The organism is Flammeovirga pacifica (assembly GCF_000807855.2).
Lineage (GTDB): Bacteria > Bacteroidota > Bacteroidia > Cytophagales > Flammeovirgaceae > Flammeovirga > Flammeovirga pacifica.
On the sequence record NZ_JRYR02000002.1, the window covers coordinates 538422 to 553571 of the forward strand.

Below are 15150 nucleotides of genomic sequence, written 5' to 3' on the forward strand. Positions count from 1 at the left end.
AAAACAGCACCTATTTTTATATATAATACTACCTAATTTAAATAATCGAATTTGGATAGATAGTTTAGTTTTTCTTTCCCTAATTTATTCCAAAACTGATAATGCTTAGGAGATAAATCATTAAATCTTAAGTAATACCCTTGAGCGTGTATACTTAAATACTCTGTTTGATACAGTGCCAATTGATAATAAGGAATGAGCCATTGAAACGTTTTTACTTTTATCTTGATATCAATAATAACCCCTTGGCTTCTAAATTGAATTTTAGCATAATCCATTTTTGATCTTATTTCGGCATCAAATCCTATGGGCAAATTGCTTGATAATATATAAAATGCATCAGATTTGATGGAAGAAAATATCGTCTTTATAAATGGAAGAGATGGACCAACTAATTTGTCTTTGACCTTACTAGAAAAGTCTTGGCCATGTGTAGTTTCTATAAGCATATTCCTAATATTGATATACAATAGAAACGATGGTACATTAGTTTTGTTTAAAGAAATGAACCCCACTTAGTGAGGTTCATTTGAGAACGGTAGCTTACAAGCCAACAATTATTTGATAATAGATGGGCATTCCAATTGTAATATTAAATGGAAAGGTGACGGCTAGAGCCATAGGGATGTATAATCCAGGATTGGCTTGAGGTGCAGCTATTTTCATGGCTGCCGGCACAGCTATATAAGACGCTCCTGCAGAAAGAATTGAGATAAGTAGTCTGTCACCAACATTGTCTGTGATCAATCCACTTATGATGGCCACTGCTATTCCATTTATTAATGGGACGACTACCCCAAATGCAAATGGAAAGATGCCATTTTTACAAAAAGCTGATAGTTTCTTACCACTACTAATACCCATGTCTAGAAGAAAGATTACTAGAAATCCTTTAAAAAGATCTGTTGTAAAGGGGGCGATACCTTTCGCCTGATCATCATTCACTATAAACCCGATGATTAAACTCCCGACAAGTAACAGTACACTGCCATTAGTAAGTGAATGCTTTACTACTTCTAAAGTGTTTATTTTATTACTCCTTGTTTTAGAATACATAGACATTAAAAACACACCAACTATGATCGCAGGCGCTTCCATCATTGCCATAATTGCAATCATATGTCCACCAAAACTGATGTTGTTAAGTTCTAAAAATGAGACACAAGTGATGAATGTTACGGCACTGATAGAGCCATAGGCTGAAGCAATTGCCCCAGCATTTTCTATTCCTAATTTCTTTTTTATTAGAAAGAAACTATAGATAGGGATGATGACAGCGATGATAATCCCTAGAAAAACCATAGTTAATATATCAATAGAAAAAGGACTGTGAGATAATTCCTGACCACCTTTAAAGCCAATGGCAAACAAGAGGTACATTGAAATAAATTTGGAAGAACTTTCAGGAATAACTAAATCACTTTTTAGTTGAACTGCAACTATGCCTAATAAGAAAAACAAAAGGGCAGGGTTGGTAATATTGTTTAGAAAAAGATCTAAATTCATTATTTTGTTGTTTAGTGTGGGCTGTATTTATCTACAGCCCATGAAAATTTCGCACACGATTGGAGAGATAAGGTTACACCTTATTGAATTCTTTTTTTACTATACTGATACTACAATCTATATCAAAAATGGCATCGCTATCTTGATATTCATTTATGATTTCGGTAAGTTTTTTACGTTCTTCTTTTAATTCCCCAACCCTTTTCTGTAAAATCTGACTACCTAGATTTTGTTTAAGAAAACGTTCGAATATTTTCTTATTTAGAAATTGGATCTTGTGGTCAACAATAGAAATCAATAGTTCTTTTGATTCATCTACGTTGTATACATTATCAATTAATGTTAGACTTAACTTATTCATAATAACTAATTTTTATTGAGTGAATGAAATAAGAAAAATCTGCTAGCTTTTTTTTCTTGCTACAAAGTAAAATATTTTATTTCATATATTTTTATTTATATATTTAATGATTAACATAAAAAATATTTATGAATTTTACTTTACATCAATTACAAGTTTTCTTAGAGGTAGTTAAACAGGAAAGCATTACAAAAGCAGCTGAAAATATGCATATGACTCAGCCAGCTACATCCATTCAATTAAAGAATTTTCAACAGCAATTTGATTATCAATTAACTGAAGTAATTGGAAGAAAACTGTACATCACCGATTTTGGGAAGAGTATTGCCAAAATTGCAAATGATATTGTAATAGAATCGGAAAAATTGAAATATAAGACGAAAGAATTTGGTGCTGAAATAGCTGGTAAATTAAAGATGAGTAGCGTTTCCACTGGTAAATATTTAATTCCCTATTTCTTAAAAGGTTTTTTAGATCAGTATTCTTCCGTTGAATTAGAGCTAGATGTAACCAATAAATCTCTTGTTGTTCAAAGTTTAAAAAATAATGAAATTGATTTTGCTTTAGTATCTGTTAGTCCATCAGATTTACAATTAGAAGAAGAAATTCTAATGGAGAATAAATTGTATTTAGTGGGGAATCAACCTAGTTTAAATGATAATAGACACTATATATATAGGGAAAAAGGAAGTGCCACCCGTGCTGCAATGGATCATTATTTATCTTCTAAAAAGGTACAAAAGAAAATGGAACTAACTTCTAATGAAGCTGTTAAACAAGCCTTGATTGCCGGTTTAGGGTATTCTATTATTCCTTTGATTGGTATCAGAAATGAAATTAAACATAAAGAATTACATATCATACCACAAGAGGGGTTACCAATAACAACCAATTGGCGATTGGTTTGGTTAAAGCAGAAGAAATTCTCACCTACAGCAGAAGCTTTTTTGAATTATATCAAGAATAATAAAAGACAGATTATTGATGAAAACTTCTATTGGATCAAGGAAATCATTTAATTGAGTCATTAAAAAAGACAAGATAAAATGTTATAATTTAGACTTTAAGAAGAGGTTTTAGGATTATTATTTCATTTACTATCAATTTATTACATCAAATTTTGATTTCTTGGTATTTAGTTGGAATCAATTTTGTAACATAGCTAACTGTACTGCGTCATTACTAACAAGAACTTGCGACATATTAAAGTAATGACTTAATTATTTAATTCATCAATTAACACTTACTAAAATGAAAAATTTAAACTACTACATAGGAATTCTTTTTCTATTCTTTTCGGTTTCATTTTTAAATGCATCGAATATCCCTGAAAAAGGAAATCCTGAAAAAACATCCGAAGTTGAAGATTTTAATTACAAGAATGGCATGCTTCAATGGGAAACCTATTCTGGGGTAGATGTTCAGTATTTTCTTATTGAATCGTCTAGTAATTCGAACTCTTGGAAATTAGTGAACGAAGTAAATGCACATCAAAAAACGAGATACAAACAACGTTATTCGTATGATGTGAAAAAGCCTAAAAAGTATTATAGACTATCTGTAATCAATACTAAAGGAGAGATTAAACCTATTGGTGTATTGATGACAACTACTGAGTAGGTATTAGTCGTAATTTTTGTTCCCCACAAAATTCCAACTAACAGATTAAAATGAAACGATCATTAATTTTTTTACTTGTATTACTCTCAACTTCATTATATGCTCAAATAAATTTAAAAGGGTATGTAATAGGTAAATCATTAGAGTCTAATAAGCATGCGTCTTCTAAAATTTCGTTTGGAGGACAGTATGGAAATTTAGTTACATCAAGAAATAACAACGACATCATTTACGGACTTACATTTAATCCTGAAAAAGGTGGTAGTCAGAAATTGTTAACGAAAACCGAGGTGACTAAATTCATTCAATCTTTAAATCATTATTTTAAAGTGAAGATGAAACATGAGGCAAACGGCAAAGATGGTGTTTTTAATGGTGTAGCAAATGGCTGTATATTTATTGTGAATTACACTCATAAGCAATTCCCAACGGGTCTACACTATTATATAGAAATGTTGATTTATAACCCCAAATTAGGGGCAATGTAAAAAGAAAGCATCCTGTTTAAGGATGCTTTTTTATTTTAATGTTGATACTTAAATCTTCAAAATTTAAAAAATTAAAAGATATTTATACATAGAATTGATAAAAAAGGGAGTATTACTATGATGATCATCAATGTATTCTCATTTTTGGATAATTAAATTGAACATCATTTTTTATTGACTGTTAAATAACTATTTATGAAAACTAATTTGACAAGAAAATTACTGATAACATTAATTACGACTCTCTCTGTTTTGTCTTTAAATGCACAAAGTAGAAATTCTTGGTATTCTAAAGACTTAGCTGTAAACTTTACAAGAGTAACAGATCAGTTGTATTGGTCGAACTCTATGATTGATTCGGGTATCAAATATCATTTCGAAGTAAATTTCTCTAAAAATTTCCCGAGATATACTTTAGTCACCGAACCACATCACGATGAAGCTTCCGTAAGTAAAGTGATTAAACATCACTTAAATAATAATGGAACAGTGAAACAATACCTTGTAGAGGAAAAGCATTCCGTAGTTAAGGATAAGTATTATGTTTATTTCTTGGTAAAGCCTAAGCCTAAGAAAGAGGTAATACAATAAAGTAATTATAAAGACTTCGGCTTTAATTTATAGAGGATGAAAAAAACACCCTAATTATATAATAATTAGGGTGTTCCAGGAATTTCTCATTACTAATTTATTACTACTACTAAATCTTTATATCTTCATTAGTATATGGGTAAATAGTAATAGAAACCCCTTATTTATTTTAATTTTTTTTTAAATACTTTCTAAAACGCCTAAAGTTTCCTTTACGCTCATTCTTACCTTGTAATTTGGATCATAGTGTCTTTTGATTATTGTTCCGTCCTGATTAATAATATATGTAGCAGGGATAGGAAGTGTAGCTCTTTTGATAGCATTGATCTTTGTTAGATCTCTTTCATATTTCTTAAGCATCGTTTGATAGCCTTCGTTTACATCAAAAGTGACTTTGTAGCCATTCATAATCTTCAGTTGACTATCTTCAATAATATCAAAAGTAAATCCTTTCTTCTTGACTAATTCAAGGTTGTTTTCTGCTAATTCAGGAGTCACAGCAATAAAAGTTGCTCCAGCAGCTTCTATCATAGACAAAGAGTCTCTTACATTCATTAAGTGTTTTGTACAATATGGGCACCAACTCCCTCTGTAAAAATTCAAGACAACAGGACCTTTCTTAAGTGCCTTTTTTAAATCAAATTGTTGAGAATTTTGATCTTTTGCTTTAAACGTATACGCTTTTTCTCCTTCTTTAAGACCTTCCTGTAAAGTATTTACAGTAATGCCATATTTCTCCAGGATTTCTTTTTCCTGACCAAAAATACTAGAAGATGAGAGGAATAAGATCAAAATGATCGTTGATAAGTTTTTCATGTTTGAGTTTAAAAATTAGTTATAATTGACTGATTGGTCAAATATAGAATAAATTTTTTATTATTCTCTCATTCCTATCAAAATATTTTTTTTAATAGAAAAATAGGCTTTAGATATTCGTATTGGCTGTTTTTCTTTTTATTCTATTTCAAGCTATATTTATTAACAAATTCTATCAATATTTTTTATTAAATTTATATACAATCGATGAAATATATATAAGAGAATTACTATTGAGTGTTCTCAAATTATTTACCGTTAACTTTGTGATAATAAGTCAATTATATCTTAAGGTTAACGGTTTTTCTTTATGTGAATAATTACCTAAACACTATTTTAATACGATTAAATTCATTTAGTTTATTAGGTGATTCGATTACTTTCTTTCTCTAATTTACGGTAGATAGAGGGGCTTTTTTTATAATAGGAATGGAATGATTTTGAAAAATAACTGATATCATTAAATCCACAATCATAAGCAATTTCTGTTATCCTTAAATCTGTCTCTATTAATAATGTATGGGCTTTTTCTAACCTCTTTTGATTAATATATTTCTTTGGACTTACTTTATAAACCTGCTGAAATTTTCTTTTAAACGTAGATAAACTTAAACCCGCAATATTGGCAAAATCTTGAACACTAATGTCTTCAAATAGGTGAGTAGCTACCATTTTTTTAAAATCTAAGGTAATAGGGTTAAATAAATTACAAAACATATTACTAAGGTTTTTTGAAAAATGAGAATTAACCAATAATAGTAGAAGTTCCTTTATTTTTAACTGAATAAGTTCATCCGTGACCATTGATGGATGATCAAAATAAAAGTTTAAACTGGCCGTATAGTTTTGGATCATTGGTGAGAGCTTTAACCGTTCTGCAGTCACATGCGAATTGCCTTTATTTTCAGTTAAGAAGGTAGGTAAATGATTATCGTAAATTTTCTTTAAGATATCTGGATAAATATGAACTAGGATAGCTTCGTTATGACTCGCGTCTTTATTTCCCTTCCAAAAGTTAGTATATGCACCACATTTCATAAATAAGCTATCCGAACTTTTAGCTGAGATTTTTTCTTGTGGTATAAATAATTCAGATTCCCCATTTAGGATATGAAGGAAGCAAGCTTCATTATCCATTCTTGTACTTACTTTAAAAGGAGGTAAAAATTTCACTTTTTCGATGATAACTTTACCATCAAGGTCAAAAAAATCTCTATTGATAATCATATTGTTGCAAATTTTATGAAAGAGTATAGAAGGCTTCGGATAGGTACTTTTAGACTTCTTTATTATTGTACTTAATACTATGCAAATATGATTTGTTTACTACTTAATCTTTAGGTGATTCAGCTCAATAATTTGGTGAAAACGTTCATGTCAATTTTATCAACTCTTTTTTGTTTCTGGATACCATTTCTTAACCATTAGTAGACCACGGTAACTGATATATAGAATGAATAAGCCATAAAATAAGGGAGTTGTGTAATAGGTAGTGGGGTAAGTTGCACCATAAGTAACACTACTATAACCGATAATAATAAACCATAAACTTGATAAGGTAACAAACCCCCAAAGTAAATTCGATGTTGTCAACAAAGGGTAGCTCTTGATTCTTTTCTTTTCTGTTCTTTTATAGTAAATAAAAAAGCCACTGATACTTAAAAAACCAGCAATTAAACCCATTAAACAATAAATTATTTTGAGTAGTATTCCTCCGAAATCACCAAAATGTAATGCTTCTTGCATATAATATAGATGACCAGACGGACCACTTTCTCTAATATCTAATTTTGAGATGAATTGATAATTATCTTTATCAACAACTACAAAATTGGTATGTCTTTCATATACAGTATTTGGTATATCACCAAAGATTCTCACAATATTACTTCCATCTTTTGAAGGGATAAGCATAGCAGGAATCATATCAGGAAAAAAGCTTTTTGAGGCTTGAAGAACCTTATCGAAATCCACTACTTTATTTTGATCTACTTTTTTATCAAGTGGAAATGATGAAGCGATAAACTTCCCTGGTCGATGACCTAACAGTGGTTGTTCTAATTTTGGTTGAAAACCTAACCAAGTTCCGGTGATAGCAATTATCAATTGAAGAACGATGGTAAATAGGCCAATAAACTTATGTAAATCGGCATATTTTAAACGCTTATTTTTAGTTCTAACCTCACCAAATTTTTGTTTTTTAGTAAAGTCAAAATAAAGAAAACAACTCATAACTAAGGAGATAGTTAGAAGTAATCCAAAGAAACCAACCCATTGTCTACCATAGAGTCCTTCAAAGAGACGTACATGTATATTTCTTATAAAGAAGCTGAAAGACTTATACATATTTCGTTCTCCTAACACCTCATTCGTGTAGGGATTGATATATACCTCTTGCGTAATTTTAGCCGCAGAAACAGGATCATCTAAATAGATTGTGACTTTTAATGATTCGTCCTTTTCTTTTGGGACATCAATTCGGTAGCCATTATTATCAGAATAGAGGTTTAACGCATTCTCTATTCCTTTATTTATATCTTGATGTTGTACTTCAGGCTTAACTTTAAAAAGATGAGGGTTTAAAAATTCATCAATTTCAAATTTAAAAACTGCCAATGCTCCTGTTACACTGATAATCCCAATAAAGAGACCTGCGTACAGGCCTATCCAACTATGAAAAGCCCAAAGTTTCTTTTTCATCCTCTAAAATTTTACTGTTAGACCTAAAGTAAAGTTTCTTGGCATTCCTGGGAATACTCTGTCATAATTATAACCTCCCACATAATATGTTTCGTTGGTTAGGTTTTTAACGTTAGCAGAGATTCTAAATATCCCGATGTTGTAATACAATGCCATATCCCATAGAAGGTAATCATCTAATACTAGCTCTGGGTTTGTTGTCAATCGATTACCAACATATTGTCCACCAAAGCCAATTCCTAAGCCACGAAGAGTCCCTTGTTGGAAATCATATTTGGTCCAAAAGCCTGCTTGATGTTTGGGTGCATTTTCTTTTTGTCTTCCAACTTCTTCAGGATTATCTGATGCCGTAATAGTGGCATTATTCAAAGCGTAGTTGGTAGAGATAGAAAGTGCCGGTGTGATCTGACCATTTAGCTCTAATTCAAAACCCTTAGATTGTTCTTCACCTCTTTGAATTAGTTTATCTACATCATTAGGATCTTGCACCAGAATATTATTTACTGTAATCATATATACAGATGCTGTAGCGGATAATTTACCATCAAAAAATTCTCCTTTCGCACCAGATTCCCACATATTTGATTTCCTTGGATCAAATGGTCCTCCATTTTGAGAAGCGTTCATTTTATAGTCTTGTGGTTGGAAGCCTTCTGTGTAAGTACCATATAAATTGATTGTTGGAGTAAGCTCATAGGTTAAACCAAATCTTGGTAATAACGCATTTTGATCTTTAGAGACTTTATTTCCATTTTCAATTCGAACATCTTTATAAAACTCCTGACGGATACCTAATAATAAATGAAATTTCTTATAATCTAGTTGCTCTTGAATGTAAAAACCTGTAGTGTGGTTTTGAGTATAAGAACCAGCTCCCATTTCAACATTTCTCGAAGGGTTGTAGATATAATCATTAGGGTTACTATTACCATATTGTGGGTTATCTAGATCAAAATTAGGAACTCCATCTGCTTCTCCTCTTGCTTGACGTTCGTTCTTATCATATGTTTTACTAGAATAATCTACCCCAACCATAACGGTATGTCCTACTTTACCTGTTTTGAATTTTGATACAAAATAGTTCGTGATATTATCAGCATTTTCATACTCTTCTCTTTCTACATAACGCATTTCTAATACGCTAGGAGAAATATATTTTCCGTTGGTTCTGTGTTCTGCAAGATCTCCTGTAGATCTAAACATCATATAAGATGAATTGAAAGACAACCAATCAGTAATTTTTTGGTTCCATGAGAAAGTAGTGTATAGATTATTTAGTTTTAAATAATCGCCAGGTTGTGAAGTAGATAAAGTTATTGGTGTTTGATTTAAATCAGTACTTCCTTCATAATTAGGTTTACCTCGATCTAGTTTTGTATCATTTTGCATATAGACTAGATCAATATTAAAGCGTGTTTTATCATTCGGAATATAGGAAACCGATGGAGCTATATAAAATGATTCTCCACCCATATTGTCTCTAAAACCATCTGTTTTTTGATAACCAGCATTTAATCTATAAAGTACTTTTTCATTCTTTGTTAACGGTCCGGTTACATCAACATTCGCTTTGTAGGTATTGAAACTACCCATAGAAACAGTAGCTGAATTTTGTTGTACAGTTAAAGGTTTTTTAGTAACAAAGTTAATAGTACCGCCAGGATTTGTATTAGCAAATAGGGCAGAGGCAGGTCCTTTAATTACTTCCACTCTTTCATAAAGTCCAATAATTGGTTGCGTCCAAAAATTGAATGCCGTTTTTAGACCATTTACTAATTGTCCATCTTGGTTTCTGTAACCTCTAACAGTATAATCGTTATATAAGGAATACTGATTTACTCCTGATACATTTCGAACTACATCACTTAAATAATAAGCTTGCTGATCTAGGATAAGTTCTTTTGTAACTGTTGATATAGATAAAGGAGCATCCTTAATCATAGTGCCAGTTCTAGTAGCACTAAACGTATAGGCATTATTATATGATTCGTTTTCGACTCCTATAATTTCTACTTGTTGAAGTTCTCTAGTATTTTCTTTTAAAGTAAAATTTTGTGTAATAACGGTATTACTTTTTACTTGTATTGGATAGGTCTCTTTACTATAACCTACAAAATAGGCAACGATTTGATAATTGCCCTCAGGTACATTATTTAAAGAATATTCTCCTTTATCATTTGTAACATTACTAATATTTGTATTTAAAATACCTACACTTACAGAGGGTAGGGCTTTTCCATTTTCATCAGTAACTTTTCCTTTTATAATATCTTGAGCAAAAAGAAAACTGGGTAATAAGATAAATAAGAAGCAAGTGAATTGTTTTATAGTATTCATTATCACTATATAAAATAGGTTTAAATATAATGATGCTAATTTATGGTATTTATTTAGACTGATTATAAATAAAAAATGGTAAAATTATTAATAACATTAAATTACATACTAAAACACTTTCAAAAATTATTGAATAACAGCGATGAACAGACCTTATTCATTTGATGAAGGTTGTTGATCATCAGTTTCTTCAGAAGTTATAGTATTGATATGATTAGGGTTTAATTTTTTTATGGGTTTTTGTAAAGCTAAATTATTGGGATATGCAATGTCAACCCCATCTTCTGTCATAATTCTGATGTTGAATAAAGTAATATTAGTGATTTCACCTTCAACAGAATTTTCACCTCCGTCTTGAATTCTAATTCGATCACCAATTTTAAAAGGATAAGCAAAAAATAAAATCAATGAACCCGTAATATTAGAAAGCATCGACCATTGAGCTACAAATGCTACTGCTGTTAGTGTAAAAAATGAAGTAATAAAAACGGAGAATCCCTTCAAAGACACATCCCAAATAAATATCATCCCTATTAATACCATAACTGAATAGATTATAGCAAAAAAGTTAGAAATATACATTTTACGATGAATAGAAAACCCTTTTCTTTCTGTTATAGCAGTTAAGTATTTTTTTGTGATTGTTTGAATAATATATGCACTCACAATAACAATAATGCTTACTAATAATTTAGTCTCTAATTGATCCATAATGATAAGATTGAATTAAATGCAAATTTATATAATCCTGTTGAAATAAAGTATAAAAATTTTAATAGAAGCTTAGTTACCTATCTTTCAAGTCCTTGTTAAAAAAAGCAAAAACATTCCGTATGTTATTCAAAATCATTTAATTGATATACCAAACTATATATTCTCATGCTTACTAATACAATTCTTTACAATCGATCAAAAAGATTCATTAATCTCTCTGAAATAGATAATAATGCTGATTTACATATTTGGGCATTACATTTTGATCTTCAAAATTTGATAAATAAAGAAGACAGAAACCCTGATATACATGTGTTTCTTACAGCAGATTTTAGAAACAATTTTTTATCTAGTTTAAAAAAGGATGAATATATTGTAAATCATCCGTTTGATTTATCAGATGACTTAAAAACTAAGGATTGGCTGCTTTTAGAAGAAAAAATAAAAAGATTTTCAATTTTAGATGTAAATGATAAAATCAACTTATTTAGAGTATTAAGGCGATTATGTTTTTATCAATTAATTTTAGATTTATCAAATAATACAGAAATAAATACAGAAAATCATTTTTATCATTATGAGGTTTTCTTAGCCAAGTATATGTTAAATATTGATGGATATTTCTCTTTTGATATCAATGAAATGATTGTTTATGCCTTGAGTATACAATCAGCCTCTGTAGTTAAAGTTAAATTATGGTATTTAGTTTGTCAGTTTTTTGTGAAATTTGATTTTGACTTAATACAACTTCAGAAATATATTTCTTTTTACTATGATTCAATACAAGAATTAAAGCCATTAATATCAGAAAATGAATATTTAGAAATTATAAGTCGTTTTTACAGGATGAAGGCATTTATTCCTCAATTAGAAGGTGACTTAATGGTAATGTCTCATTACATGGATTTGTGTGAGAACTTTGCTTTGGAAATTCAATCAAAAACATCATTAGAAAATATATATATAAAATCAATTTTATACCCAATTTATGAGAGTAGAGTAAAAGAATATCTTATTAAAGAAGATTATAATAATAGTCTATTATATGCTCAAAAACTTATTGATCTTCAGCCTTATTCTGGGGGAGGATATATGCTTTTGGGACAAATATATGCTGAAATTAAAGATTATAAATTATCAAAAACAGCTTACTTAAAATCAGCTCGACTTTCACCAATTACAGCAGAAATAGCTTATTATATGGCAGGGCAATGTGCTCAAGAATTAAATGAATATGAAACAGCAATTTTATTTTATAAATCATCTTTAGATTTTGATTCTACAGGATATTCTAACTATGAAAATATTTTAGAAATCGCTAAGGAAATCAGAGATGAGTCATTAATTGAGAAAACCCAATCTATTTTAAAAAATCTAGATATTGAAATAGAAACTTCTGATGATCAATTACCATATCAAGAAGTGATGTTTAAAGAATAAATTGAAGGAAAGTCCTTCTCCATATATATTTGTTTATCCCAATTACATTAAAAAGTATTTTTAGACAAATTATTCATTATATGGTTTTTAATATATTCAAATTATAAATTCTTATGAAGAAGTATAAGAGTATGACTAAACGTAAAAACAATATTATTTGGTAGCAAGCAATGCTAATTTATTTTACACTTAAACAAATATTACAATGAAAAAATTTAAAAAAACATCTAAGAAAAAACCACTAAAAATATGGTAATTCATAATTCTTGTGATATTTAAATTAATATTACGGTTATTATTAAGTAGGGCTCAATTGAAAAAATCATTGAGCCTTATTTATTTTATATGTACTTGAAATCTTATATTTAAATAAGTTATTTACAGCATGAATTTATTTAATATGATATAGATCGAAATACAAATACTACACGTGATCTACATATTTATATACTTGTTTTAAATTTGTCTTATAATTAAATTCAACTCCCATAAACAACATGTCATCGGTTTGTTCTGTTTTTCCCTTCCACCTTTCTATTTCAGAAGTAATGATTTCAGTTTGTTTGTGAAGTGTTTCGTTTGCAAAGAATGTAATTAATTCCCTAAGTCTTTTCTTTCCGAATTTCTTTTCATTAGTACCTCCAAATTGGTCAGTAAACCCATCGGTAAAAGCAAAAATCTTGTCTCCATCTAGTAATTTTAAACTTGTCGAATTATATTTTTCCTTTCTAAAATAACTTTTACCTATTGGATGTCTATCTGCTTTTAATTCAATAATCTTAGAGTCTCTGAGTACCCATGTAGAGATAAAAGCACCAGAATAATGAAGAATATTTGTTTCATGATCAAAACGACAAATAGCGATATCCATACCATCATGGATTCCCTCGCCTTCGACAGAATGATTTAAAGTTGTATCTATTTCTTTTGATAATTCATTTAGAATCTCATGTGGTTGGAGCATGTTTCTCTTTAAAATAATATCATTTAAAGTAGAGTATCCAATCATTGACATGATAGCCCCTGGTACACCATGGCCAGTACAATCACATATGGCCCAAAATGTATATTTATTATTTTGATTTACCCAATAAAAGTCTCCGGATACAATATCTTTAGGTTTGTAATAAATAGTATGACTTTTAAAATTTTGAAGTAATTCCTTTTCAGGTGTTAAGATGGCATTTTGTAATCGCTTGGCATAATTTATTGATTCTCTTAATTGTTGATTTGCGTAATTAAGAGACTCTTTTTCTAATCGAAGTTCTAAAGTTCTATTGGCTACCAACAGCTCTAAACCGTTGTTTATTTTATTATTAAGGTCTTGATTGGTTTTTAATTGATCAATAATAATCTCTTGTTTTAATAGGTTTTCTTTCTTTATTAAATAGAAGCGATGACCTATTGCAATACTAAAGATTAAAAATTCTAAAGTGTGACCAATTTGTAAAGAGTTCTTAGCAAAAAAACTATCATTTGATAGATTAAATATTTCTGTCAAAAGGAAATATGATAAACCAACAATAAAGAAGGAAAAACCAATTAAAAACAATTTAGAAGATATTATCTTATGTCTAATTGCATTTATTGCTGTGAAAATAATGATAACAAATAAACTTAAACCTAAAAGATGAGAAATAAGCATTGCATATACACTAAAATAGATCCCTAAAGGAACAGTCAAAAAGACCAATATCTTATATAAATTTAAAATCTTGTAAAAGATAGGTGAGAATGATTTTACATTTAAAAATTTTAGTGTAAATGAAATAATAAAATAGGCATAAATAAATGATCCTACTAAATCAACATAAGTTGTAATTGAAGTGAAAAAGCTATTATCAAGATAATATTCATAAATACCGAAGTTTTTGCAAGTTGCATAAAAAGCCATGAAAATGTAACCTAAGTATTCAGGTAAGTATTCTACTTTTAATGAAAAATACAAGAATAAATTATAAAAGAACATTATAAATATACAGCCAATGTATATTGCTATAGATATGTTCGTTTTGTTTCTTTTTTCTTGAACATCTTTTTCAAGTACAATTAGTGGAGTTAAAGATTTAGGTGGTTGTAAGCTAGTATAGCTAGATTGTACCTTACAGAAAAGTTGTACGGTTCCTTTTTTTAATTGAATAGGTACATAAATAGAATTATAAAAAGGAAATACTCTCTCCTTTACCGGTACTAAGGTACCTGTAATGTTAATTGTATTATTTCTATTATCAAGTACTTCTACATATTGCCAATTATCAAAATTAATTAAGAAATTGGTTTCATCAGAACGATTCTCAACAATTAATTCCATCCAATAGGTTTGAGGTATTTCGACCTCTTCTGATGGAGTAATTGAAAAATCTTCTAAATGGCTTTCTATATTTGATAAATTTAATGAGTCATTATCGCCAATAAAAATTTTATTGATTTTGATAGAAATATCTTCATTTCTAATAGTTTGTGTGAAGGCCTGTGATGTAAAAATAAAGAATAAAAGAAAAAACCTTAGTGTATATTTCATAGTAAAGAAACAGTTAGTATTACAATAAAGATCTTATCTTGTTGAAATCCAAAATA

14 protein-coding genes are annotated in these 15150 nt (G+C 29.3%); 5 read left to right on the plus strand and 9 right to left on the minus strand.

Translation table 11 applies throughout. The features are described from left to right. Nucleotides 1-32: 32 nt before the first annotated feature. From NH26_RS21255 to NH26_RS21265, 3 genes are all read right to left on the minus strand, one after another. Complete coding sequence (locus NH26_RS21255) at nucleotides 33-449, minus strand: hypothetical protein (protein WP_052432159.1); 417 nt, start codon at nucleotides 447-449, stop codon at nucleotides 33-35. Nucleotides 450-543: 94 nt separating this feature from the next. Then, complete coding sequence (locus NH26_RS21260; protein WP_044226335.1) at nucleotides 544-1506, minus strand: sodium-dependent bicarbonate transport family permease; 963 nt, start codon at nucleotides 1504-1506, stop codon at nucleotides 544-546. Between the two features lie 73 nt (nucleotides 1507-1579). Then, complete coding sequence (locus NH26_RS21265) at nucleotides 1580-1867, minus strand: hypothetical protein (protein WP_044226337.1); 288 nt, start codon at nucleotides 1865-1867, stop codon at nucleotides 1580-1582. 128 nt (nucleotides 1868-1995) lie between these two features. On the opposite strand from NH26_RS21265, the gene NH26_RS21270 reads away from it, so the two are divergent. The 4 genes from NH26_RS21270 (at nucleotide 1996) to NH26_RS21285 (ending at nucleotide 4566) form a co-directional block, all read left to right on the plus strand. Continuing rightward, nucleotides 1996-2886, plus strand: coding sequence for a LysR family transcriptional regulator (locus tag NH26_RS21270; protein WP_044226339.1), 891 nt, complete (start codon nucleotides 1996-1998; stop codon nucleotides 2884-2886). A 232-nt stretch (nucleotides 2887-3118) separates the two neighbouring features. Then, nucleotides 3119-3487 carry a hypothetical protein gene (locus tag NH26_RS21275; protein ID WP_044226340.1) on the plus strand — a complete coding sequence of 123 codons (369 nt, stop codon included), beginning with the start codon at nucleotides 3119-3121 and terminating at the stop codon, nucleotides 3485-3487. A 50-nt stretch (nucleotides 3488-3537) separates the two neighbouring features. Next, nucleotides 3538-3975: a hypothetical protein gene (locus NH26_RS21280; protein WP_044226342.1), complete on the plus strand. Its 438-nt coding sequence runs from the start codon at nucleotides 3538-3540 to the stop codon at nucleotides 3973-3975. Between the two features lie 195 nt (nucleotides 3976-4170). Continuing rightward, nucleotides 4171-4566, plus strand: a complete 396-nt coding sequence (locus NH26_RS21285; protein WP_044226344.1) for a hypothetical protein — start codon at nucleotides 4171-4173, stop codon at nucleotides 4564-4566. Nucleotides 4567-4746: 180 nt separating this feature from the next. Here the strand turns inward: NH26_RS21285 and NH26_RS21290 are convergent, their stop codons facing one another. The 5 genes from NH26_RS21290 to NH26_RS21310 all read right to left on the minus strand — a co-directional run bounded on the left by NH26_RS21290 (nucleotide 4747) and on the right by NH26_RS21310 (nucleotide 11130). Further along, nucleotides 4747-5382, minus strand: a complete 636-nt coding sequence (locus tag NH26_RS21290) for a peroxiredoxin family protein (protein ID WP_044226345.1) — start codon at nucleotides 5380-5382, stop codon at nucleotides 4747-4749. Between the two features lie 363 nt (nucleotides 5383-5745). After that, complete coding sequence (locus NH26_RS21295) at nucleotides 5746-6609, minus strand: helix-turn-helix domain-containing protein (RefSeq protein WP_044226347.1); 864 nt, start codon at nucleotides 6607-6609, stop codon at nucleotides 5746-5748. A gap of 159 nt (nucleotides 6610-6768) precedes the next feature. Next, entirely contained in the window at nucleotides 6769-8082 is a 1314-nt protein-coding gene (locus tag NH26_RS21300; RefSeq protein ID WP_052432160.1) for a PepSY-associated TM helix domain-containing protein, read from the minus strand. Nucleotides 8083-8085: 3 nt separating this feature from the next. After that, the gene (locus NH26_RS21305; protein ID WP_044226349.1) at nucleotides 8086-10419 is read right to left on the minus strand and encodes a TonB-dependent receptor; all 2334 of its coding nucleotides are present in this window, start codon (nucleotides 10417-10419) and stop codon (nucleotides 8086-8088) included. Nucleotides 10420-10572: 153 nt separating this feature from the next. Beyond that, nucleotides 10573-11130 carry a mechanosensitive ion channel family protein gene (locus NH26_RS21310; protein WP_044226351.1) on the minus strand — a complete coding sequence of 186 codons (558 nt, stop codon included), beginning with the start codon at nucleotides 11128-11130 and terminating at the stop codon, nucleotides 10573-10575. A 168-nt stretch (nucleotides 11131-11298) separates the two neighbouring features. Between NH26_RS21310 and NH26_RS21315 the strand changes: the two genes are divergently transcribed. Next, nucleotides 11299-12573 (plus strand): tetratricopeptide repeat protein, encoded by a 1275-nt coding sequence (locus NH26_RS21315; protein WP_044226354.1) that lies wholly within the window; start codon nucleotides 11299-11301, stop codon nucleotides 12571-12573. A 424-nt stretch (nucleotides 12574-12997) separates the two neighbouring features. Here the strand turns inward: NH26_RS21315 and NH26_RS21320 are convergent, their stop codons facing one another. Next, nucleotides 12998-15094: a SpoIIE family protein phosphatase gene (locus NH26_RS21320; protein WP_044226356.1), complete on the minus strand. Its 2097-nt coding sequence runs from the start codon at nucleotides 15092-15094 to the stop codon at nucleotides 12998-13000. Nucleotides 15095-15150 lie beyond the last annotated feature (56 nt).